This is a genomic window from Roseateles saccharophilus (assembly GCF_031458095.1).
GTDB lineage: Bacteria > Pseudomonadota > Gammaproteobacteria > Burkholderiales > Burkholderiaceae_C > Pelomonas > Pelomonas saccharophila_A.
This window is the reverse complement of record NZ_JAVDXU010000001.1, coordinates 2200439-2220709: the sequence shown is the minus strand read 5'-3', so window position 1 is coordinate 2220709 and position 20271 is coordinate 2200439. Positions and strand designations below refer to the sequence as shown.

General features: G+C 69.1%; 20 protein-coding genes. 11 read left to right on the top strand and 9 right to left on the bottom strand.

Features of this window, described 5'->3' with window-relative positions:
* Window positions 1–38 precede the first annotated feature (38 nt).
* Window positions 39–1298, bottom strand: a complete 1260-nt coding sequence (locus J2X20_RS10105; RefSeq protein WP_310263997.1) for an MFS transporter — start codon at window positions 1296–1298, stop codon at window positions 39–41.
* 194 nt (window positions 1299–1492) lie between these two features.
* Between J2X20_RS10105 and J2X20_RS10100 the strand changes: the two genes are divergently transcribed.
* The 6 genes from J2X20_RS10100 (at window position 1493) to xth (ending at window position 6637) form a co-directional block, all read left to right on the top strand.
* Window positions 1493–2740, top strand: coding sequence for an ANTAR domain-containing response regulator (locus J2X20_RS10100; RefSeq protein WP_310263994.1), 1248 nt, complete (start codon window positions 1493–1495; stop codon window positions 2738–2740).
* A gap of 191 nt (window positions 2741–2931) precedes the next feature.
* Window positions 2932–3129: a hypothetical protein gene (locus J2X20_RS10095; protein WP_310263992.1), complete on the top strand. Its 198-nt coding sequence runs from the start codon at window positions 2932–2934 to the stop codon at window positions 3127–3129.
* 38 nt (window positions 3130–3167) lie between these two features.
* On the top strand, window positions 3168–4328 hold the full coding sequence (locus J2X20_RS10090) for a zinc-binding metallopeptidase family protein (RefSeq protein ID WP_310263990.1): 1161 nt from the start codon (window positions 3168–3170) through the stop codon (window positions 4326–4328).
* On the top strand, window positions 4325–5197 hold the full coding sequence (locus tag J2X20_RS10085; protein WP_310263986.1) for a transglutaminase-like domain-containing protein: 873 nt from the start codon (window positions 4325–4327) through the stop codon (window positions 5195–5197). Before J2X20_RS10090 ends, J2X20_RS10085 begins: the two co-directional genes overlap by 4 nt.
* Before the next feature lie 91 nt (window positions 5198–5288).
* Complete coding sequence (locus J2X20_RS10080; protein ID WP_310263983.1) at window positions 5289–5813, top strand: cysteine hydrolase family protein; 525 nt, start codon at window positions 5289–5291, stop codon at window positions 5811–5813.
* 20 nt (window positions 5814–5833) lie between these two features.
* Window positions 5834–6637: an exodeoxyribonuclease III gene (xth, locus tag J2X20_RS10075; RefSeq protein WP_310263980.1), complete on the top strand. Its 804-nt coding sequence runs from the start codon at window positions 5834–5836 to the stop codon at window positions 6635–6637.
* A gap of 9 nt (window positions 6638–6646) precedes the next feature.
* Here xth and J2X20_RS10070 read toward each other — a convergent pair whose 3' ends face one another.
* Window positions 6647–7429 (bottom strand): esterase/lipase family protein, encoded by a 783-nt coding sequence (locus J2X20_RS10070; RefSeq protein ID WP_310263979.1) that lies wholly within the window; start codon window positions 7427–7429, stop codon window positions 6647–6649.
* Between the two features lie 196 nt (window positions 7430–7625).
* Between J2X20_RS10070 and J2X20_RS10065 the strand changes: the two genes are divergently transcribed.
* The 3 genes from J2X20_RS10065 (at window position 7626) to J2X20_RS10055 (ending at window position 10465) form a co-directional block, all read left to right on the top strand.
* A complete protein-coding gene (locus J2X20_RS10065; RefSeq protein WP_310263976.1) occupies window positions 7626–8534 on the top strand; it encodes a dioxygenase family protein in 909 nt (302 codons plus the stop codon).
* Window positions 8535–8615: 81 nt separating this feature from the next.
* On the top strand, window positions 8616–9326 hold the full coding sequence (locus tag J2X20_RS10060) for a response regulator transcription factor (RefSeq protein WP_310263975.1): 711 nt from the start codon (window positions 8616–8618) through the stop codon (window positions 9324–9326).
* Window positions 9320–10465: an ATP-binding protein gene (locus tag J2X20_RS10055; RefSeq protein ID WP_310263972.1), complete on the top strand. Its 1146-nt coding sequence runs from the start codon at window positions 9320–9322 to the stop codon at window positions 10463–10465. Before J2X20_RS10060 ends, J2X20_RS10055 begins: the two co-directional genes overlap by 7 nt.
* Here the strand turns inward: J2X20_RS10055 and J2X20_RS10050 are convergent.
* The 3 genes from J2X20_RS10050 to J2X20_RS10040 are packed head-to-tail and all read right to left on the bottom strand — an operon-like array spanning window position 10462 to window position 13333.
* The gene (locus J2X20_RS10050) at window positions 10462–11097 is read right to left on the bottom strand and encodes a GNAT family N-acetyltransferase (RefSeq protein ID WP_310263969.1); all 636 of its coding nucleotides are present in this window, start codon (window positions 11095–11097) and stop codon (window positions 10462–10464) included. The two genes, J2X20_RS10055 and J2X20_RS10050, sit on opposite strands and share 4 nt — an antisense overlap.
* A complete protein-coding gene (locus tag J2X20_RS10045; RefSeq protein ID WP_310263968.1) occupies window positions 11094–12836 on the bottom strand; it encodes a DUF885 domain-containing protein in 1743 nt (580 codons plus the stop codon). The genes J2X20_RS10050 and J2X20_RS10045 overlap by 4 nt, the downstream gene beginning before the upstream one ends.
* Window positions 12833–13333 (bottom strand): cupin domain-containing protein, encoded by a 501-nt coding sequence (locus tag J2X20_RS10040; protein ID WP_310263966.1) that lies wholly within the window; start codon window positions 13331–13333, stop codon window positions 12833–12835. The genes J2X20_RS10045 and J2X20_RS10040 overlap by 4 nt, the downstream gene beginning before the upstream one ends.
* Window positions 13334–13408: 75 nt before the next feature.
* Here J2X20_RS10040 and pdxR point away from each other — a divergent pair, with 75 nt between their 5' ends.
* A complete protein-coding gene (gene pdxR / locus J2X20_RS10035; RefSeq protein ID WP_310263963.1) occupies window positions 13409–14866 on the top strand; it encodes a MocR-like pyridoxine biosynthesis transcription factor PdxR in 1458 nt (485 codons plus the stop codon).
* A gap of 75 nt (window positions 14867–14941) precedes the next feature.
* On the top strand, window positions 14942–15736 hold the full coding sequence (locus J2X20_RS10030; protein WP_310263961.1) for an MBL fold metallo-hydrolase: 795 nt from the start codon (window positions 14942–14944) through the stop codon (window positions 15734–15736).
* A gap of 643 nt (window positions 15737–16379) precedes the next feature.
* On the opposite strand, the gene J2X20_RS10025 is transcribed toward J2X20_RS10030, so the two are convergent.
* From J2X20_RS10025 to J2X20_RS10010, 4 genes are all read right to left on the bottom strand, one after another.
* Window positions 16380–17177 (bottom strand): ABC transporter ATP-binding protein, encoded by a 798-nt coding sequence (locus J2X20_RS10025; RefSeq protein ID WP_310263959.1) that lies wholly within the window; start codon window positions 17175–17177, stop codon window positions 16380–16382.
* A gap of 4 nt (window positions 17178–17181) precedes the next feature.
* On the bottom strand, window positions 17182–18078 hold the full coding sequence (gene ntrB / locus J2X20_RS10020) for a nitrate ABC transporter permease (RefSeq protein WP_310263956.1): 897 nt from the start codon (window positions 18076–18078) through the stop codon (window positions 17182–17184).
* A 4-nt stretch (window positions 18079–18082) separates the two neighbouring features.
* A complete protein-coding gene (locus J2X20_RS10015) occupies window positions 18083–19330 on the bottom strand; it encodes a CmpA/NrtA family ABC transporter substrate-binding protein (RefSeq protein ID WP_310263953.1) in 1248 nt (415 codons plus the stop codon).
* Between the two features lie 310 nt (window positions 19331–19640).
* Window positions 19641–20258: an ANTAR domain-containing response regulator gene (locus J2X20_RS10010; RefSeq protein ID WP_310263950.1), complete on the bottom strand. Its 618-nt coding sequence runs from the start codon at window positions 20256–20258 to the stop codon at window positions 19641–19643.
* Between the last annotated feature and the right edge of the window lie 13 nt (window positions 20259–20271).

The window sequence follows — 20271 nt, the reverse complement described above, 5'->3', positions numbered from 1 at the left end:
GCCGAGGGGCGCGCCGCCGCTTGTCCCCTGCGCGAGGGTCAAACGCGCTGGTAGTTCACCGGCTCTGCGTCCTTCGAAGCGGCAGTCACGCGGCGCGCGCGGCCACCCTTCTCGGCCCAGGTGCGTGTCCAGCGGATCTGCATGACGCGCATGACGAAGAGCATCAGCACGGCCAGCACGGCGAAGACGACGAAGCCCCAGAGATAGGTGCCGGCATGCTGCTTGGACAGGCCCATCAGATTGGGCACCAGGCCGCCGCCCAGGGCGCCGATCTCGCCGATCATGGAGCCGGCCACGGCCGTGGCTGCCGGCCAGCGCAGCGGCACCAGCTGGAACAGCGCGCCGTTGCCCGCGCCGAGAGCGGCGAAACAGACGATGAGCAGCAGCGTGGTCAGCACCAGCGAGGCGCTGGAAAGGCCCACGCCGGCCAGGCTGACGGCGACGACGACGAGCACCAGCGTCAGCACATTGACGCCGCCCCAGCGGTCAGACAGCGCGCCGCCGACGACGCGCACCGCGGCGCCCATGAAGGCCGCCAGCATGGTCAGCTGGCCGGCCTGCACCTTGGAGACGCCGAACTGGTCGTAGTAGTAGGTGGGCAGGAAGGTCGTCAGGCCGATGAAGCCGCCGAAGGTCACGCCATAGATGAGGCTGAACGCCCAGCCGTCCTTCTCGAACAGGCAGGCCACGTGCTCGCGCAGCGAGGCATGGGCATCGACATCGGGCGGCTCCTTGGCGAAGACGATCATGACGATCATCGGCACCAGGATGGCCGCAGCGGCGAAGGCGTAAACCGTCTGCCAGCCATAGGCCTGGGCCAGCGGCGGCGCCACCAGCACCGACACGGCCGTGCCCACGTTGCCCGCGCCGACCAGGCCCATGGCCAGGCCCTTGTACTGCGGCGGGAACCAGCCCGAACCCAGGCTCAGGGCCACGCCGAAGCTGGCGCCGGCAATGCCGAGCAGCACGCCCATGGCCAGCAGGTCGTCATAGCTCTTGACCATGAAGAAGCCGTAGAGCATGGCGATGGCGATCATGCCCATCTCCACCAGCGTCGCGTTCTTGCGGCCGATGTACTGCGACAGCAGGCCCAGCGGAAAGCGCATCAGCGCGCCGGCCATGATGGGAATCGACAGCATCAGCCCCTTCTGGGCCGGTGTCAGGTGATAGGTCTCGCTGATGAAGGGGGCCAGCGCGCCGTTGAGCACCCAGATGCAGCAGGAAAACGCGAAATACAGAAAGGCGGCGAACAGCGTGGGGCTGTGGCCGGCGTTTTTGAAGTTTTGCAGGGCGGACATCTCGGGCTCGATCTTGCTGGCTGCAAGCGCCCATGGCCACCCACCGGTCGTGCCTGGGCGGCAGGACGTCACAGCGGGAGGGCACCCGCACCATTGCGAGCACCACGCGCCGATACTTGCAAGCCCCATGCCCGCCCGCCAGCGACGATGCTGGCCTGTTTCTTGCGCCGTTTTGGGGCGTGAATCCCGAGACCATGTCCGACACCGCTGCCTCTCCTCTGTCGCCCCGGCTGATCTGCAGCCCCGAACTGCCGCCTCAGGCCCCTGCTTTGCAGGCCCAGGGCTGGTCCTTGTGCACCGTTTCAGAGCTCAGCCCCCCCGCCGGCGGGCCAGCCCTGGGCCTGCTCTGGTGCCCGGATCGCACCGCATTGGCGCAACTTCTGCACTCCGATCGGGCTTTCGGCCTGCCCGTGGTGTTGCTGTCGCCGCCGCCGGCGGAGGCCGAGCGCCGCGCCGTGCTGGCCCGCGGCGCCGTGCAATGGCTGCCCGCCGATGTCGATGCCGACGTGCTGGGCGAGGCCCTGCTGTGGGCTTGCGACCTGGCCACCCAGCAGCAGGCGCGCGAGCAGGCCGCCCAGGCCAAGCTGGATGAGCGCAAATGGACGGAGCGCGCCAAGGGCTTGCTGATGCAGGCTCGCGGCATCGACGAGGCGGCCGCCTTCGCGCTGCTGCGCAATACGGCCATGCAGACCCAGTCCAAGCTGCCCGAGGTGGCGCGCGGCGTCGTGCGCACCAGCGAGCTGGCCGAGGCCCTGGAGCGGGCCGGCGCCCAGCGCATGCTGAGCCAGCGCCTCGTCAAGCTGCAGGCCCTGCGCCAGTGGCCGCGGCTGACGCCACCCGAGCGCCGCGAGGCCCAGGCCATGCTGGACGCCTCGGCCGAACGCGTGGCCGCCAACCTGGCGCGCCTGGGTGAACTGCTGCGCAACGACCTGGCCGAGGAACTGTCCGCCGTGTCGACCGCCTGGGCCCAACTGGATGCCGCCTTGGGCAATCGCCAGCCCGATTTGAGCCGCAGCGACCGTGCCGCCCAGCGTTTGCTGGAGAGCAGCGAGACCCTGGTGGCCCGCCTGTCCGAGCGCGCCGGCCAGCGCCCGGTCGGTCTGCTGGCCCAGGTCACGCGCTTGCGGCTGCTGAGCCAGCGCCTGGCCAAGGAAGGGCTGCTGGCCCAGGTCATCCCGGGGCGCGACACCAGCGGCCTGGCGGCCGGATTGGACGAGTTCATCAAGGCCTATGACGAGGTGCGCGCGGCACCTTTGGCCGGTCCTGCGCTGCAGCCGGCGTTCAAGGATGTGGACGAAGCCTGGTTGCTGCTGCTGCGCGGCCTGCGTGTGGAGCAGGGCGATGCGGTGCAGCGCATGCATCAGGGCAGCGAGAGGCTGCTGCAGGCGTTGGAGGCGCTGATCCAGGCGCTGCAGGGCTCGTTGCAGTTGATCCTGGGCTGAAGCTGCAAGGCCGGCGGCCTTTACACGAGGACGCGCGGTCGTCCGACACCCGGTACACCGCTTTGCGACTATGTTGGGAGCCTCGATTCCCAAGGTGTTCTCATGGCCGGGAACATCCCCGCAGCCGTGCCGGCTGTGGGAGGAGCGCCGCTTGCCAAGGCCTACCACCCCATCAACGTTCAGGAGGCCTCATGGCAAACGAACCGGTTCAACCGCAGGTCGGCAGGCGCCCGGTCTACCCGGTGGATACCCACGAAGCGCCCAGCGAGGGCAGGCAGGCAGGGGTTCGACCTGCCGAGCGCAAGCCCACGCTGCCCGCGCCGGGCAGCAAGGACGACCCGGCCTCCGATGAGAACACCGAGTCTGCCAACCACCCCAATGACGAATAGGCTGTGGCGACTGCATCGGGCATTCGCCCGGGACTGCCATGGCTGCCTGGCCCCGCACATCCATGAAAACCTTTTGCTGCGAGCGCTGTGAAGCGCGCGTGTTCTTCGAGAACATCGCTTGCGACGCCTGCGATGCACAGCTCGGCTTCATTCCCGCAGAGTTGACCATGGGGTCTTTCGAGGCCGACGGCAACGGCGTGCTGACACGGGTGCCGAACATGCAGGAGGGCTTGCGGCGCTGCGCCAATCACGAAGCCCCGGTGTATTGCAACTGGGTGCTGGGCGCAGATGAGGACGAAGACCTTTGCCCGTCCTGCCGCACGACGCGCGTGCATCCCGTGCTGGCCAAGGCCGACAACCGCAAGTACTGGTTCCGCATCGAGGCCGCCAAACGCCAGCTGTCCTACAGCCTGGCGTCCTGGAAGCTGCCCTTCCCCGCCAAGGCGCAGGACCCGAAGCACGGCGTGGCCTTCGATTTCCTGGAGCAGACCGACCCGGCGAGGAAGGTGTTGACCGGCCACGACGATGGCGTGATCACGCTCAACATCGCCGAGGCCGACGATGCCCGCCGGGAGCAGGTGCGGGCGCAGATGCGTGAGCCCTATCGGACCTTGCTGGGGCATTTGCGGCACGAGGTCGGCCACTACTACTGGGATCGGCTCATTCACGGCACCGCATGGGAAGATCGCTTTCGCGAGTTGTTCGGCGACGAGCGCGCGGACTACGCCCGGGCGCTCAAGCAGCACTACAGCTGCCCGACGTCGGGCTGGTCGGCGCGCTTCGTGAGCGCCTATGCCAGCTCCCACCCGTGGGAGGACTGGGCCGAGTGCTGGGCGCACTACATGCATCTGCAGGACGGCCTGGAAACGGCAGCTTCATGGGGCCTGCGCCTGGACAGCGCGGTGCCGGGACGAGGGCCGGTGCTGGCCCGGCCGATCGCGAGCGATGAGGCTGAGGTGCAGGTGCGGGTGGTCAAGACCTGGCTGCCGATCTCGCAGTTCATCAATGCGATGTCCCGAAGCCTGGGCGGGCGGGACAGCTATCCCTTCGTGATGCCCGACGCCGTGCTGGACAAGCTGGCCTTCATCCACCAGGTCATCGACGCCGGGGTCCGGGGCGAGGTGCCGATGAATTTCGGCTCGCCCGTCGCGGCTGCCGGCGTTGCCGCGACCCCTCCCGTCGAAAGCTGTGCCTCATGATTCGCATGGAACTGCAAGTCCAGTTGAAGTACGAGGTCAGCGCACCCGGCGCCGACTTCATCTTCAACATCCACCCGGCCCACACGCCCTGCCAGAAGGTCTTCGAGGAGAAGCTGCAGCTCAGCCAGGACGTCGCTTGGGAAGTGCAGACCGACCCCGGCACCGGCAACCGCCACCTTCGCCTGCAGGCGCTGCCGGGCGAGCTCGAGATCCGCTACGAGGCGATGGTCGAGTTGACCCACCGCCGCGACCGCCCGGCGGATCTGCAGGAGGTGCCGGTCCACCGGCTGCCCCTGGACGTGCTGCAATACATCTACCCCAGCCGCTACTGCCAGTCCGACCGGCTGATCAAGCTGGCCACGGCCGAATTTGGCGCGATGCCGAGCGGCCACGGGCGCGTGCAGGCGATTGCGCAATGGATCCAGCAGCGTGTGTCCTTCACTTCGAACACGTCGACGTCCACCACGTCGGCGGTCGACACCCTGATCGAGCGCACCGGCGTGTGCCGCGACTTCACCCACCTGATGGTGGCGCTGTGCCGCGCGCTCAACATCCCGGCGCGGTTCGCGACCGGCACGGACTATGGCGCGGACCCGGCTCTGGGGCCGCCCGACTTCCACGCCTATGCCGAGGTCTATCTCGGCGGCCGTTGGTATATCTTCGACCCCTCCGGCACCGCGATTCCCATGGGCTTTGTCCGGCTTGGCACCGGTCGTGACGCCGCCGACGTCGCATTCGCGACCATCTTCGGCACCGTGACGTCGTGGGCGCCGATGATCCGCACGACCGCACGCGAGGACCGCGCCGGCGGCTGGGTGCTTCCTCATCACTGCGACCTGGCGCTGTCCACCGACGCCAGCCTGGGCTGAGGCGATCAAGCAGGCCGGTAGGCCTGCCGATTGCCCCGTTTTATGGATGAGCAAGATCAGGACTGATGCACTGGGGCCGAGCAAGACCGTCTTGCTGCTGGTGGACTTCGTGAACCCGCTTAGCTTTGACGGCGCGCAGGCCCTGGCTCCGTCGGCGCTTGCGGCCGCCAGGCAGACCAACAGGCTGCGGCGGCGCCTGGCCGCCGAAGGGGCGCGCACGATCTATGCGAACGACAACTACGGACAATGGACGTCAGACTTCAAGGCGCTCTGGCGGCACTGCCTGGCCACGCCCGGCAACGCCGGCAAGCTGGCCAAGCTGGTAACGCCCCGGCGCGATGACTTTGCGCTGCTGAAGCCGCGCCACTCGGCCTTTTACGCCACGCCGCTGGACTTGCTGCTGGAACAGCTGCGCTGCAAGCGCCTCGTCGTCACCGGCATCGCCGCCGACAGCTGCGTGTTCTTCAGCGCCATGGACGCCTATCTGCGCGGCTATTCGGTGTCGGTGCCCATTGACTGCGTGGCCGCGGAATCCGCCGTCGCGAGGGACAATGCGCTCGAACAGATGGCGCGCGTTCTGAAGGCCGACATCCGGCCTTCGGAGGCTGTCCGATAGAGGATTCGTCATTCACAGCGATGCGCATTGCCACTTACAACATCAATGGCCTGAACGCCCGGCTGCCCGTGCTGCTGCGCTGGCTCGAGAAGACGCAGCCCGACGTCGCCTGCCTGCAGGAACTCAAGTCGCCGCAGGAGCGCTTTCCAGCGGACGAGTTGAAAGCGCTCGGTTACGAGGCGGTCTGGCACGGGCAAAAGAGCTGGAACGGTGTCGCCGTCCTGGCGCGCGGGGCGGTACCCGTCGAGGTTCAGCGGGGATTGCCGCAGGATCCGGACGAGACGCAGAGCCGCTACCTCGAAGTCGACGTCGCCGGGCTCAGGGTGGCGTGCCTCTACCTGCCCAACGGAAACCCCGCGCCCGGGCCCAAGTTCGACTACAAGCTGCGCTGGATGGAGCAGTTCATCCAGCGTGCCTCAGACCTGCTCGCCGGCGGCATGCCGGTGGTGCTGGCAGGCGACTACAACGTGATCCCGACGGCGCGCGACGTCTACAAGCCCGAGCGCTGGGTCGACGACGCGCTGTTTCGCACCGAGACCCGCGAAGCCTTCGAGCGCCTGGTTGCGCAAGGCTGGACCGATGCGCTGCGCGCCCTCCATCCCGACGCCACGATCTACACCTACTTCGACTATTTCAGGAACGCGTTCCAGCGCCATGCTGGCCTGCGCATCGACCATCTGCTGCTGAATCCATCGCTCGTGCCGCGGTTGCGGACCGCCGCGGTCGACCTCGAGGTCCGAGGATGGGAGAAGTCGAGCGACCATGCACCGGTGTGGATAGAACTGGACTGGCAGCGTCCCCCGCCGGGCCGTCGCGCACCATGAGGCGCCGGTTCAGCCCAGGGCGGCGTTCGCCATGGGTTTGGGCCGCGCCGCCTCAAAGGGCCGCCACCGGCCGCGCGGCTGGCTGAGCCGGTCGGCCACGACCTCCAGCACCTGCGTGTTCCAGCCGAGGCCGCAGTGGCTGCCTTGGACTTCGACGTTCTCGATATCGACGCGGCGCCCCGGCTGGATGCAGGCCTGCCACGCCACGACGCCATCGGTGCGGCTGTAGACGGACGTCGTCGGCACTTCCGGCGCGGTCAGCAATTGCTCGCGCATGGCGCTGTCCAGGGCGGGCCTGTGTCCGTTCAGCAAACGGTAGACGAGGCCGGCATGGGTCTCGGCGCTTGCGGCCGCGAAAGGTGTGCCGATGGTGATGACCTGCCGCACCCTGGCATGCAGGCGCTTGGCGACCTCGCGAGCGTAGATGCCGCCGAGGCTCCAACCGATGAGGCTGAGATCGCTGGCGCGGTCGGGGGCGAGCGTCGACACATGGTCGGCCAGTTCGTCCAGCCACGCGTTCGGCTCGCCCTGCGGGCCGGTGTTGAATCCCCGGCCCCAGTCCTGAGCGTCATATCCCAGCTGCCGGCAGAACGACGTGAGCGGCCCGGTTGCATGCCGGTCAGATGCCAGGCCGGGGAACACGATCACCGCGTGGCCGTCACCCCTGGGCATGCCCGAGGCGTCCGCCAGGCGCATGCGCGCATATTCCAGCGCTGCCCGCAGCGGCTCCAATCCCAGCAGAACCAGAGGGGGCGCGGACGTGGTCGAAGTGGCTTCGGGCTGGAGGTTCATTGCATTTCCATGTTGCATTGCAGCAATGTGCCGTGGGAGGGGGCATGTGCAGCGTGCGTGCAGATGCCCTTAGTGCGTCGGACGAGACCTACGGCGCCCAGGCCAACCGCATATTTCCACCCCGACACAATCTGCCGATCCGCCCGATACATCGCGGCGTTGCAATGCCTCCATCCCAGCTTCACGGAGGAATGCAATGCACCACGATCACGATTCCAAGCATGACCACGACCTGGGCCTGGCCCATGACCTGAGCCGTCTGCAGCGGCAGGCCTTCGAGCGCCGCGCAGCCCTGCGCTGGCTGTTGGGGGCGGGCGCCATCTCGCTCACCGGAGCGAGTGCCATGACGCTGGCCGGCTGCGGCGGTGGCGGCAGCAGTGCGACGACGTCGACCAGCGATTCGTCCTCGGGGTCCTCCAGCAGTGGCGGCAGCTCCGGCGGCTCGACGACGACCAGCAGCTGCTCCGTCATCCCGAGCGAGACCGAAGGCCCCTATCCGGGCGATGGCTCCAACACTGCCAACGGCAGCGTCGCCAACGCGCTGGCCCTGTCGGGCATCGTGCGCAGCGACATCCGCTCCAGCATCGCCGGCGCCAGCGGCGTCGCCACAGGCGTGCCGCTTCAGGTCATCATCGAGCTTGTGAACACCAATGCCTCCTGCGCCGACCTGTCGGGCTATGCCGTCTACCTCTGGCATTGCGACGCCCTGGGCCGCTACTCCATGTACTCCAGCGGCGTGACCGCCGAGAACTATCTGCGCGGCGTGCAGGCCACCGGCACCGATGGCCTAGCCACCTTCCAGACCATCTACCCGGGCTGCTACTCGGGCCGCGTGCCGCACATCCATTTCGAGGTCTACCGCAGCACGACGACGGCGACCAACTGGAACAACAAGCTGCGTACCTCGCAGCTGTGCTTCCCGTCGGACTCCAACACCGCCGTCTACGCCACCAGCGGCTACGGCAACAGCGCCACCAACAACAATGCCATCAGCCTGTCGAGCGACGGGATCTTCAGCGATGGCTATTCGACGCAGCTCGCGACCATGACCGGCTCGGTCAGCGCGGGCTATGTTGCCCGATTGAAAGTAGGCATCGCTGCATGATTCGGATCGAGCGACGGGCCGCCCCTAGCCGCACCGCGGCCTGCAAGGCCGGCCGGTTTAACCACCGGACGAGGGGCTGAGATGCGTTGCCTGGTCGTCGACGACGACGCCGAGATCCGCACCAGCCTGACAGCCTACCTGCAGGGCTTTGGCTGGCAGGTCAGTGCGGCGGCCGATGGCCAGGCCATGCGCCAGATGCTGACCTCATCCAAGGTCGACGCCATCGTGCTCGACCTGATGCTGCCCGGCGAAGACGGCCTGTCGTTGCTGCGCTGGCTGGGCACCCAGGCCGATGCGCCACCGGTGCTGATGCTGACGGCGCGCGGCGACACCATGAGCCGCGTCATCGGCCTGGAGCTGGGCGCCGACGACTACCTGGCCAAGCCTTTCGAGCCGCGTGAACTCGTCGCGCGCCTGCAGGCCCTGGTGCGGCGCGCCAGCAAGGGCCAGGCTGGCAATGTGGACGAGGACACGCGCCTGCTGCGCTTCGGCCGCTGGCGCTTCGACCGCATGACGCGCCAGCTCATCAACGCCGAGGACGTCGGCATTGCCCTGTCCAGCGCCGAGTTCCGCCTGCTCGCCGCCTTCACGCAGCGCCCGGGCCGGGTGCTCAGCCGGGACCAGCTCATCGAGCTGACCCGGGCGCCCGGCGTCGAGGTCAACGACCGCAGCATCGATCTGGCCGTGTCGCGCCTGCGCGCCAAGCTCGGCGACACGGCGCGCGAGCCCAGCCTGATCCGCACCGTGCGCGGCGAGGGCTATCTCTTCGACGCCGAGGTGGGCCCATGCTGAAGCCCTGGAAGGACTGGGATCGGCTCGGCCTGCGGCTCTTCCTGCTGATGTGGGTGACGCTGACCGTCAGTCATTTCGCGGCCTGGAGCCTGGTGACCCAGGCGGTAGGCGGCTTTGGGGCCATGGGCGACAGGCCCGGCCCGCCGCCCATGCATGCCGAAGGCCGGCCGCCGCTGCCGCCGCCGGGCGAGGGCTTCGGCGAAGGCCCGCCGCCGCGCCACGAGCCGGGTGCCCAGATGCCAGGGCGCATGCCGACCTTCCCGTCTCTGCCGCCCTCGTCGCTGCCCTGGGGCAGCAGCCTCATCGACTATGGCGTACGCCTGCTCATCATCGCCCTGGCCGCCTGGTGGGGCTCGCGCTGGCTGGCCGGGCCGGTGCGCCGCCTCGTCAGCGCGGCCCAGGGGCTGACGCCGGCCCTGGCGCAGGGGCGGCCGGCGCCCGAGCTGAACGAGAGCGAGGGCACGCGCGAGGTGCGCGACGCCGCGGCCGTCTTCAACCGCATGGCGGCCGAGCTGAGCGGCCAGTTCGAGGAGCGCGGCCTGATGATCGCGGCCATCTCCCACGACCTGCGCACGCCGCTGACGCGCATGCGGCTGCGGCTGGAGACGGGCGAAGTCGAGGCCGGCGTGCGCGAACGCTGCGTGGAGGACATCCGCGAGATGAACCGGCTGGTGGAGAGCGTCATCGAGGTCTTCCGCCCGGCCGATACCGCCGAGCTTCAGCGCGTGGACCTGTCGGCCCTGGCCCAGTCGGCCGTGGACGACCTCGCCGAGACCGGCGCCACGGTCAGCTTCAGCGGTCCGCCGGCCGTCGTCAGCGCCGACCCGGTCGCCTTGCGCCGCGTTGTCGACAACCTCGTCGGCAATGCGCTGCGCTATGCCGGCAATGCCCAGGTCAGCGTCGATTTGTCGGCGGGCGTCACCCGCCTGGTCGTCGAGGACGACGGCCCCGGCATTCCCGAGGCCGAGCTGGAGCGCGTGCGCCAGCCCTTCCGCCGCGTCGAGGGCTCGCGCAACCGCGCGACCGGCGGCACGGGGCTGGGCCTGTATATCGCCCAGCAGCTGGTGCGGCGCCAGGGCGCGCTGCTGGTGCTGGCCAACCGGCCCGAGGGCGGGCTCAGGGCCGAGGTGGTGTTCTAGGCGGCTTCGGCCACGCTGGCCGCCGCCATCGGCGAATCGACTTGCCAGCCCAGCGCGGTGTAGAGGGCGCGGCCCTCCTCGGTCGCGACCAGCAGGCCGGTGTCGGCGCCGCAGGCCCGTGCGGCCTCGGTCAGCCTGGCCATGGCGTGCCGCCCCAGGCCCAGGCGGCGATGCGCGGCTTCGGTGACGACCTGGTCGAAGATCGCATGCCGGCCGGTCAACCCGACGAGGGCCCGGGCCGCCGGCTCGCCGTCGGCGGCCAGCACGCGGCATTCGAGCTTGTCGCCCTGCTGCCGCAGCTCGGCGCGATAGCCGGCGGCCAGGGGCGGCGCCGCCGCGTCCTGCAAGGCCGCTGACATCAGGTATTCGGGGGCATGGCGTTGCCACGCCGGCGCCAGCACCAGCGCGGCCGGGTCTATCAAGGCCTTGACCCACGCACCGGGCCTCTCGGCGGCAGCGGCCCAGGCCTGCAGGCGCGCGGCCGGCCAGTCGGGCAGCAGGTCGCGCACGCGGTGGCCGGGCAGGCCCACGGCGATGCGCCAGGCGCCGTCACCCAGGGCCTCGGGCGCCGGGGTGCCGCGCGTCGCGCTCCAGCCGCGCCCCCAGGCGGCCAGCAGGGTGTCGAGTTTCAAGGTCGGGATTCCTTCAGCCAGTCGTCGATGCGGCGCTCCAGCAGGCTCAAGGGCAGAGCCCCAGCGTCCAGCACCTGGGCGTGAAAGTCTCGCATGTCAAAGCGCGGGCCGAGGGCGGTGCGGGCTTTCTCGCGCAGGGCCAGGATGCGCAGTTCGCCGATCTTGTAGGCCAGGGCCTGGGCCGGCCAGGCCATATAGCGCTCCACATAGCGGCGCGCCTCGGCCTCGTCATAGCCCTCGACCTCGCGCTCATAGCGCAGCCCCTGCTCGCGCGTCCAGCCCATGGCATGCAGGCCGGTGTCCAGCACCAGGCGCACGGCGCGGTGCAGCTCGTTGGTGAGCCGGCCCAGGCGTGCAGCGCGGTCTCCGTAGACGCCGAGTTCGCCGCCCAGGCTCTCGGCATACAGGCCCCAGCCCTCGCCGTAGGCGCCATACCAGAGGAAGCGCCGGAAGCGCGGCAGGTCCAGCTCCTGCTGCGAGGCCATCTGGTAGTGGTGGCCGGGCTGGCCCTCGTGCAGCAGCAGCGAAGCCATGCCGGGTGTAGGGTAGTCCGCGGCCTTCAGCACGACGACATTGAAGACACCGGGCCGCGAGCCGTCCTGGGCCGGCGGCGTGTAGGCGTCGGAGGCTGTCGCGGCGCGCAGCGGGTCCACCGGGCGGATCTCCAGCCGAGCCTTGGGCGCATGATGGAAGAGGCGCGGCAGCCGGGTCTCGATGTCGCGGTTCAGGGCGGCATAGGCGGCCAGCACCTCGGCTTCGGTCTTGAAGGGCCGCAGCTCCGGCCTCTCGCCGACATGGGCGAGGAAATCGGACTGGCTGCGGATGTCGCCGAACTCGGCCTGCACGGCAGCGATCTCGCGCTGGATGCGCGCGACCTCGCGCAGGCCGAGGGCGTGGATGTCGGCCACGCTGAGGTCAGTCGTCGTGCGGGCCCGCACCAGGGCGCGATACCAGGCGGCGCCGTCCGGCAGGTCGGACAGGCCGGCCGTATCGCGGCAGCGCGGCAGATAGCTCTCGGCGACGAACGCGCGCAGCCTCAGCAGGGCGGGGCGGATCTGTTCCTTCACGGTGCGGGCATAGCGGGCCCGCAGGCGCTCCGATTCGGGCCCTGCGTCCGGCAGGCGGGCGGCGGCCTGCAGGAATGGATTGGCCTCGGCCGCAGCCAGGGCCTCGAGCTGGCGCAGCACCCTTTCCATGATGGGGCGGGGTTGCGTGATGCCGCGGGCCAGGCCCTGGCGCATGTTGACGATGGCCTGGTCGACCCAGGCCGGCAGGCCCTGCAGCCGCTGCAGGAAATGTTCGTGCTGGGCCAGCGTCTGCAGCGGCTGGGCGGCATTGCCGCTGGCGTACTCGGCCAGCTGCGATGGCAGGCTGTCCATCTGCTGCAGCGGCAGCAGATGGGAAGGGAAGCGCAACAGGGCCAATCGGCTGCGCGCCTCGTAGGCGAGCAGGGCGCGCGTGGTGCCCTCGTCGGGCGTGAGCGCGCGGGTGTCGATGGCGTCCAGCTCGCGCAGCGTCGCGTTGTAGAAGGCGCGCTGGCGCTGGCGGTGGGCCGGCGCGATGTCGATCTCCAGCCGGGCCTCGAAGCGCGGGTCGCCGGTGTTCTCGGTCGCCTCGACCGGGAAGAGGGCGTAGTAGCCGTCGTAATAGCGCTCGGCCAGGGTGGCCAGGTGGGCATTGGCCGCGGCGGCCGGCAGGGCGGCGGCGAACAGCAGGGCGGCGATCCAGCGGGCCCTCATGCGCCGGCCTCGGCCAGGCGCGGGCGCAGGCCGCGGGAGGCGCAGAAGTCGCGGTAGCCGGCCTTCACGTCAGCCGTCGTGATGTGGCGCTGCACCGAACCGTCGGCGGCCACATAGTCCACGTCGCCGCGCACGACGACATGCAGGATCAGCACCTCCTCGCCGACGGCCTCCCAGCTGTCGACATTGCCGCTGGGCTCGAAGACATAGTCGCCGGCGCCGATGATGCGGCCGTCGTCCAGGCGGCGCTGGCCCTGCAGGTTGAGGCCGTGCACCTCGCCATGGTGGCGGTGCAGGGTCAGCTTGGTGCCCGGTTCCAGCCGCATCAGCTCCACCCAGCCGCCCTGGCCGTTTTCATCGGGCAGGAACTGCAGCGGCAGCGACCACTTGCCGGGACCTTCGGGAATCCAGCTGTCCAGGCCGGCGCGCTGCAGCGCCGAGGCGACATGGGGGCGGACATGGGGTTGCAGGCCGTCAAGGGGTGTCGTCATGGTCATGGGGATCTCCTGTGTTCGAGCCGCTAGAGTGCCGGCTTGCATGGCTCCACAAAAGAGCCAAGTCCCGGAGAAAATATGGATCCAAGCCTGGAACTCGATCTGCAGCTCGCCGCCCGCGGTTCGCGCCTGGCCAGCCTGCATGCGGCGCTGCGCGAGGCCATCGCCAGCGGTCGCCTGGCGCCGGGCCTGCGTCTGCCGGCTTCGCGCGAGCTCGCGGCTCAGGCGGGCGTGTCGCGCAACACGGCGGTGGCGGCCTATGAGCTGCTGGCCTCCGAGGGCTGGCTGGAGTCGCGCGGCGCGGCGGGCAGCTTCGTCGCCGAGCTGCCGCGCGCGGCCGTGGCCGTGTCGGACCGCGCCAGCGTCGCCCCCTGGGCCGACAGTCGCTGGCTGCGTGGCGATGGCGGCGGCTGGCCGGCGCTGCTCGTCGGCGGTCCGGCACCGGCCTATCACTTCAAGACCGGCATGCCCGAGGTCGCGAGCTTTCCCTTCGAGGTGCTGCGCCGCCTGCAGACGCGGGCGCTGCAGCACCTCGCCCGGGAGCCGGCGCGTTATCCCGAGGCCCAGGGCCTGCAGGCGCTGCGGGAAGCGATCGCCGGCCATGTCTCGTCATCGCGCGCCGTGGCCTGCACGGCGGAAGACGTTGTCATCACGGCCGGGGCCCAGCAGGCCTTCGACCTGATCGCGCGGGTGCTGGTCACGCCGGGCCAGACGGTTGCCGCCGTCGAGAACCCCGGTTACCCGCCGCTGCGCCTGGCCCTGCTGGGGGCGGGTGCGCGGCTGGCGCCGGTGCCGCTGGACGCCGAAGGCCTGGTCGTCGATGCCCTGCCGGATGCCGCCCGCATCGTCTGCGTGACGCCCTCCCACCAGTCGCCGCTGGGCATGGCCATGTCGATGGCGCGCCGGCGCGACCTGCTGAACTGGGCCGCCGCGCGCCAGGCCGTCGTCATCGAGGACGACTACGACGGCGAGTTCCGCTTCACGTCGCGGCCGCTGGACGCACTGAAGACCCTGGACCGCGATGGCCGCGTCTTCTATGTCGGCACCCTGTCCAAGAGCATGCTGCCGGCGCTGCGCCTGGGTTATGTCGTCACGCCCGCCTGGGCGCGCGAAGCCTTGCTGGCGGCCAAGCATGCGGCGGGCTTCGGTACGCCGGCGCTGATGCAGGCGGCCGTGGCGGACTTCATCACCGAGGGCCATCTGCTGCGCCATGTGCGCCGCATGCGCAGCGAGTACGCCGAGCGGCGGCGCGTGCTGGAGCAGATGATCCAGCGCCACCTGGGCGAGCGGGCAGCCGTCTATCCGGCCATCGCCGGCCTGCATCTGGCCGTGGCGCTGCGCGACGTCGATGCGGACGAGCTGACGCGCCGCGCCTGGGCGGCCGGCGTGGGCGTCGAACCCTTGAGCCGCTACTGGCTGGATGGCGGCGCAGGGAAGGGCGGCGTGCAGGGCCTGGTGCTGGGCTACGGCAGCATCACGGCGGCGCGCATCCCCGAGGCGGTGAAGCGCCTGGCCAAGGCACTTGGCACCCTCTGAATCGCCGAACTTGGCTCTGTGCTCGCGCCGGCCCTCTGCTTAGTCTGAGGGCCTGGCGAATCACGAAAGAGCACCATGGCCTATTTCATGTGCCGCACCTGCGGCACCGAACACGACGACAGCGCACAGCCGCCCGGGCTGTGCCGCATCTGCAGCGACGAGCGCCAATACGTGGGCTGGCAGGGCCAGGCCTGGACGACGCACGACGAGCTGGCTACCAGCCACCGCAACCGGCTGGAGATGGACCATGAACTGTTCGGCATCGGCATTGCGCCGGGTTTTGCGATCCCGCAGCGGGCCCTGCACCTGCCCGAGGCAGGGGTGCTTTGGGAGAGCACGGCTCTCGTGACCGACGAGGCCGTGGCCGAGCTGAAGCGGCGCGGCGGCGTCCAGCGCATTGCCATCTCCCACCCGCATTTCTATTCGGCCATGGTGCGCTGGAGCGAAGCCCTGGGCGGCGTGCCCATCTTCGTGCACGAGAACGACGGGGAGTGGGTGGCGCGCTGCTCGCGCTGGGTGGAGTTCTGGCGCGGCGACACGCTGGACCTGGGGTGCGGCGCGACCTTGATGCGCTGCCCCGGCCACTTCCCTGGCAGCACGGTGCTGCACTGGGCCGGCAAGGGGCGTTCGCTGCTGTTGGCGGGTGATTCGCTTCACGTGGCGCAAGACCGTCGGCATGTGAGCTTCATGTACAGCGTGCCCAACCATGTGCCGGCGCGGCCGTCGTTCATTCGCGAGACGCAGGCGCGGCTGCGGGGTGTTCAGTTTGACGATGTGTACGGCTTCACCTGGGGGCTGAACATCATCGGGGGTGGGCGTGACGCGGTGGATGCGTCGTTTGAAAGGTACTTTGAGATGGTTGCGGCGTGAGTGCTGATTGGACGCTTTTGCGTGGAGAGTGGCCGCTCGATGCATTGCCGGGAGTCCGTCCCGGCAGCCGGGTAACTTTCTTCTGCGGCGCCAGAAGAAAGTCACCAAAGAAGAGGCGCTGAACCGCACACGAGCACCATGACGCGATGGTCGGCGCGCGAAAAGGTCCGCTGGCATTGCGGGAAGACGCGACCCGCTTCGCTCTCGCTGCTGTCCCTATGACGCGAACTACTCATCGCACCACCAGGCCGCTTGACGCGCGGCTGCACGCCGGGCTCACCAGGAGACCAAAAGACATCGTCGCTGGGGCGACGCGACGAGCATGCCCGTTCGATGCGTCGCCCCAGCGACGCGGTATTTGCTGGTGAGCCCGGCGTGCAGCCGGCGTTAACGGGCGTGAAGTGGCGATGGATGGCGCTCTTCACAGGGACAGCAGCGAGAGCGAAGCGGGTCGCATGTAAGCACGGCCCAGTTCCGAGCATCGCGAGCGCGTGACACCACTCGAGTGCGGATTGAGTTGGCGCTCCTCTTTTGGTGACTTTTCTCTGGCGCGTCAGAGAAAAGTTACCCGCCCTCGCGGGGCGGATTCCCGCGGCATTGCACACGAGTCATGAGGATCTTGGCAAAAGCAACCTCACCCATCTCAAGCCGCCTGCTCCACATGCGCATGCCTCGTGTACAGGAAGTCGATGACCTCCTTGCGCGCCGCGATGTAGCGGGCGTCCTCCGCCAGCTCGACGCGCACACGAGGCCTCGGAATACCAACCTCCAGCACCTCACCGATGGTTGCGGCGGGTCCATTGGTCATCATGACGATGCGGTCGCTCAGCAGCACGGCTTCGTCCACGTCATGCGTGACCATCACCACCGTGCTCTGCGTGCGTGCGACGATCTTCAGCAGCTCGTCCTGCAGCTTGGCGCGGGTCAGCGCGTCCAGGGCGCCGAAAGGCTCGTCCATCAGCAGCACCTTGGGCTCCATGGCCAGGGCCCGCGCGATGCCGACGCGCTGCTTCATGCCGCCCGAGATCTCGTGCGGGCGCTTGTGCAGCGCATGGCTCATGCCGACCAACTCCAGCGCGGCGCGGGCTCGCACCTTGAGCTGGGCGGTGCTTTCCTTGCTGGCAAAAACCGACTCGACCGCGAGTAGCACGTTGTCCAGGCAGGACAACCACGGCAGCAGCGAATGGTTCTGGAACACGACCGCCCGCTCGGGGCCAGGAGCCGCGATCTCGCGGCCATCGCAGATCAGCGCGCCCGAGGTGGGCTGCAGCAGGCCGGCGATGAGGTTGAGCAGCGTGGACTTGCCGCAGCCCGAATGGCCGATCAGCGTGATGAATTCGCCGCGCTGCACGTCGAGGTTGACGTTCTGCAGGGCATGGAAGCGGCCTTTGCGCGTGGTGAACACCATCTCGGCGTTCTGCACTTGGATGAATGGCTTCATGGCATCAATCCCCTTCGAAGGTGAAGCGTTTGGCGAGGGAGATCAGCGCCCATTCGAGCAGCAGCCCGACGGTGCCGATGACGACGATGGCGATGATGATGTGGGCGACGTTGAGGTTGTTCCACTCGTCCCAGACCCAGAAGCCGATGCCGACGCCGCCGGTCAGCATCTCGGCCGCGACGATGACCAGCCAGGCCGTGCCCACCGACAGGCGCACGCCGGTCAGCACATAGGGCAGCACCGCGGGCAGCAGGATGCGCGTGATGACCTTCCACTCGCTGAGCTTGAGCACGCGGGCGACGTTGAGGTAGTCGGTCGGCACGCGCTGCACGCCCACCGCCGTGTTCACCACCATGGGCCAGATCGAGCAGATGAAGATGGTCCAGATCGCGGCCGGGTTGGCGCTCTTGAAGGCCAGCAGGCCGATGGGCAGCCAGGCCAGCGGCGACACCGGCTTCAGCAGGGCGATCAGCGGCGACACCATGCGGTTGGCGAACTCGAAGCGGCCGATGATGAAGCCCAGCGGGATGCCGACCAGGGCCGCGAGGCCAAAGCCCATGCCGACGCGGCCCAGCGAGTTCAGGATGTTCCAGCCTATGCCCTGGTCGTTGGGGCCGTTGCGGTAGAAGGGATCGGCGAACAGCTTGACGGCGGCGTCGAAGGTGGCCGCTGGCGTCGGGAAGCTGCCGCCCTTCATCGTCGCGAGGGCCCACAGGCCGATGAGCAGGGCGATGCTGATGACGGGCGGCAGCACGCGCAGGGCCAGGCCGCGCCAGTCGTAGGCGTCGCGGGGCGGCTTGGCCTTGGCTTCGGGTGCGGGTGTGGCCGGGCGGCTCACGACAACGGGGGCGGTGGCGGGAGCGACGTTGTCGCTCGGCGAATGGAAGACGGCGGAGACCATGGTGCTATGCCTTTACCTTGAAGCTGTCGGCGTACTTGGCGGGGTCCTTGCCGTCCCACACCACCCCATCGAGCAGCTTGGAGCTGCGCATCGGGTCCTTGGGCACGCTGACCTTCAGCGCGCTGGCGGCCTGGCTGTACAGGGCCGTCTGGTTGATGGCCTTGGCCGTGCCGAGGTAGTCGGGGTGGTCCTTGATCAGGCCCCAGCGCTTGTGCTGGGTCAGGAACCACATGCCGTCGGACAGATAGGGATAGTTCACGGCGCCGTCGTCGAAGAACTTCATGTGGCGCGGGTCGTCCCAGGTCTTGCCCAGGCCGTTCTGGTAGCGGCCGAGGATGCGCTGGTTGATGGCATCGACGCCGGTGTTGACGTAGGCCTTGTCGGCGATCGTCTCGGCCATCTTGTTCTTGTTGGATAGGCCGGCATCGATCCAGCGGCTGGCCTCCAGCACGGCCATGATGACGGCGCGCGCGGTGTTGGGGTATTTCTTGACGAAGTCGCCGGTCGTGCCCAGCACCTTTTCGGGGTGGTCGGGCCAGATGTCCTGGGTCGTCGTGGCCGTGATGCCGATGCCGTCGATGATGGCGCGGTGGCCCCAGGGCTCGCCGACGCAATAGCCGTCCATGTTGCCGACGCGCATATTGGCCACCATCTGTGGCGGCGGCACGGTGATGACCTTGCTGTCCTTCTGCGGATTGATGCCGTGGGCGGCCAGCCAGTAGTTCAGCCACATCGCGTGGGTGCCGGTCGGGAAGGTCTGGGCGAAGGTGTAGTCGCGCTTGTCCTTGGCCATGACCTTGGCGAGGGACGCGCCGTCCACCGCGCCGGCGTCGGCCAGCTTCTTGGACAGGGTGATGGCCTGGCCGTTGCGGTTCAGCGTCATCAGCACGGCCATGTCCTTCTTGGGGCCGGCCACGCCGAGATGCACGCCGTAGATCAGGCCGTAGAGCACATGGGCCATGTCGAGCTCGCCGTTGACGAGCTTGTCGCGCACGCCGGCCCAGGAGGCTTCCTTGGTGGGGATGATCTTGATGCCGTACTTCTTGTCGAAGCCCAGCACCGAGGCCATGACGACGGAGGCGCAGTCGGTCAGCGGGATGAAGCCGATGCGCACCTCCTCCTTCTCGGGCTTGTCCGAGCCTTGGGCCCAGGCCCCGCCGGCAAGGCCGAGGGCGGGCAGGGCGGCGGCTGCGGCAAGCAGGCTGCGGCGCTGCAGCTGGGGCGTGGTGTTCGAGTTGTCGCTGGCGGTCATCACGGGCTCCTGAGTCATGCAGGGCGCAACGGCATCGCAGCCACGCTCCGCCTGCGCCGCACAGCAGCGAAGACGCAATAGGAGAGGTCGGACGCCGTTGTCCCGAAGTGCCGGCCGATTCATCAGCCGGCCGGCCCGAGAGGCCTGCGCCATTGCAGGCCTCGATGGGGTTAACGCAGGTTGCGTGCCAGCTTTTCCGGCGGCCTGGCGAGGGCGGTTTGCACGGGCTTGGCGCATGGCTGACGCCGCGGCGGGCAGTTTGCGCTGCGCCGGTGCATGGGTTCAGCGTGCGTGTTGGTGCGTCGCGCCCTCAGCGTGTGCGCAGCAGCTGGTCTGCATCAATCAGGCGCATGGCGACGGAAGCGAGCGTCTGGCCGCCGTCCATGGCGAGCTGGCGCAGGCGCTGAAAGGCCGCCTCCTCGTCCAGGCCCTGCTCCCGCATCAGGATGCCGCGGGCGCGTTCCACGAGCTTGCGTTCGGCCAGCTGGGTCTGGGTCTGGCGCAGGTCACGCTGCAGGGTCTGGTCGTGCTCGAAGCGGGCCAGGGCCAGCTGCAGCAGGGCGCCCAGGCGCTGGGGAGGCAGGCCGGCCAGCTGCAGGGTGCTGATGCCGGCGGTCAGTGCGGCCCGCATCTGCTCGGGCGCCATCTGCTGGGCAAAGAGCAGCACCGGGCGGGGCTGGCGCTGCAGGGATTCGCCCAACTGGGCCAGCAGGTCGGGGGTGGGTTGCTCGCAGTCGACCAGCAGCAGTTCGGGCGCCAGGCGCTCCAGGGCCGCCGGCAGCGCCTCGGGCTGGGCGACGAGGTCGATGACGTCGACGAGCTGGCAGCGCAGCCGGATCAGCTCCAGGCGGATGACGGGGCTGCGACGCTGGCCGGCGTCCGCCAGCAGCACGCGCAGGCCGGGGAGGGCAAACAGGGGCGTGTTCATGCCCCAGGGCAGT

What these genes read in the sequence shown, in the direction of transcription:
- J2X20_RS10105 (WP_310263997.1), bottom strand. Translation starts at nt 1,298, where the DNA reads ATGTCCGCCCTGCAAAACTTCAAAAACGCCGGCCACAGCCCCACGCTG.
- J2X20_RS10100 (WP_310263994.1), top strand. Translation starts at nt 1,493, where the DNA reads ATGTCCGACACCGCTGCCTCTCCTCTGTCGCCCCGGCTGATCTGCAGC.
- J2X20_RS10095 (WP_310263992.1), top strand. Translation starts at nt 2,932, where the DNA reads ATGGCAAACGAACCGGTTCAACCGCAGGTCGGCAGGCGCCCGGTCTAC.
- J2X20_RS10090 (WP_310263990.1), top strand. Translation starts at nt 3,168, where the DNA reads ATGGCTGCCTGGCCCCGCACATCCATGAAAACCTTTTGCTGCGAGCGC.
- J2X20_RS10085 (WP_310263986.1), top strand. Translation starts at nt 4,325, where the DNA reads ATGATTCGCATGGAACTGCAAGTCCAGTTGAAGTACGAGGTCAGCGCA.
- xth (WP_310263980.1), top strand. Translation starts at nt 5,834, where the DNA reads ATGCGCATTGCCACTTACAACATCAATGGCCTGAACGCCCGGCTGCCC.
- J2X20_RS10070 (WP_310263979.1), bottom strand. Translation starts at nt 7,429, where the DNA reads ATGAACCTCCAGCCCGAAGCCACTTCGACCACGTCCGCGCCCCCTCTG.
- J2X20_RS10065 (WP_310263976.1), top strand. Translation starts at nt 7,626, where the DNA reads ATGCACCACGATCACGATTCCAAGCATGACCACGACCTGGGCCTGGCC.
- J2X20_RS10060 (WP_310263975.1), top strand. Translation starts at nt 8,616, where the DNA reads ATGCGTTGCCTGGTCGTCGACGACGACGCCGAGATCCGCACCAGCCTG.
- J2X20_RS10055 (WP_310263972.1), top strand. Translation starts at nt 9,320, where the DNA reads ATGCTGAAGCCCTGGAAGGACTGGGATCGGCTCGGCCTGCGGCTCTTC.
- J2X20_RS10045 (WP_310263968.1), bottom strand. Translation starts at nt 12,836, where the DNA reads ATGAGGGCCCGCTGGATCGCCGCCCTGCTGTTCGCCGCCGCCCTGCCG.
- J2X20_RS10040 (WP_310263966.1), bottom strand. Translation starts at nt 13,333, where the DNA reads ATGACCATGACGACACCCCTTGACGGCCTGCAACCCCATGTCCGCCCC.
- pdxR (WP_310263963.1), top strand. Translation starts at nt 13,409, where the DNA reads ATGGATCCAAGCCTGGAACTCGATCTGCAGCTCGCCGCCCGCGGTTCG.
- J2X20_RS10030 (WP_310263961.1), top strand. Translation starts at nt 14,942, where the DNA reads ATGGCCTATTTCATGTGCCGCACCTGCGGCACCGAACACGACGACAGC.
- J2X20_RS10025 (WP_310263959.1), bottom strand. Translation starts at nt 17,177, where the DNA reads ATGAAGCCATTCATCCAAGTGCAGAACGCCGAGATGGTGTTCACCACG.
- ntrB (WP_310263956.1), bottom strand. Translation starts at nt 18,078, where the DNA reads ATGGTCTCCGCCGTCTTCCATTCGCCGAGCGACAACGTCGCTCCCGCC.
- J2X20_RS10015 (WP_310263953.1), bottom strand. Translation starts at nt 19,330, where the DNA reads ATGACCGCCAGCGACAACTCGAACACCACGCCCCAGCTGCAGCGCCGC.
- J2X20_RS10010 (WP_310263950.1), bottom strand. Translation starts at nt 20,258, where the DNA reads ATGAACACGCCCCTGTTTGCCCTCCCCGGCCTGCGCGTGCTGCTGGCG.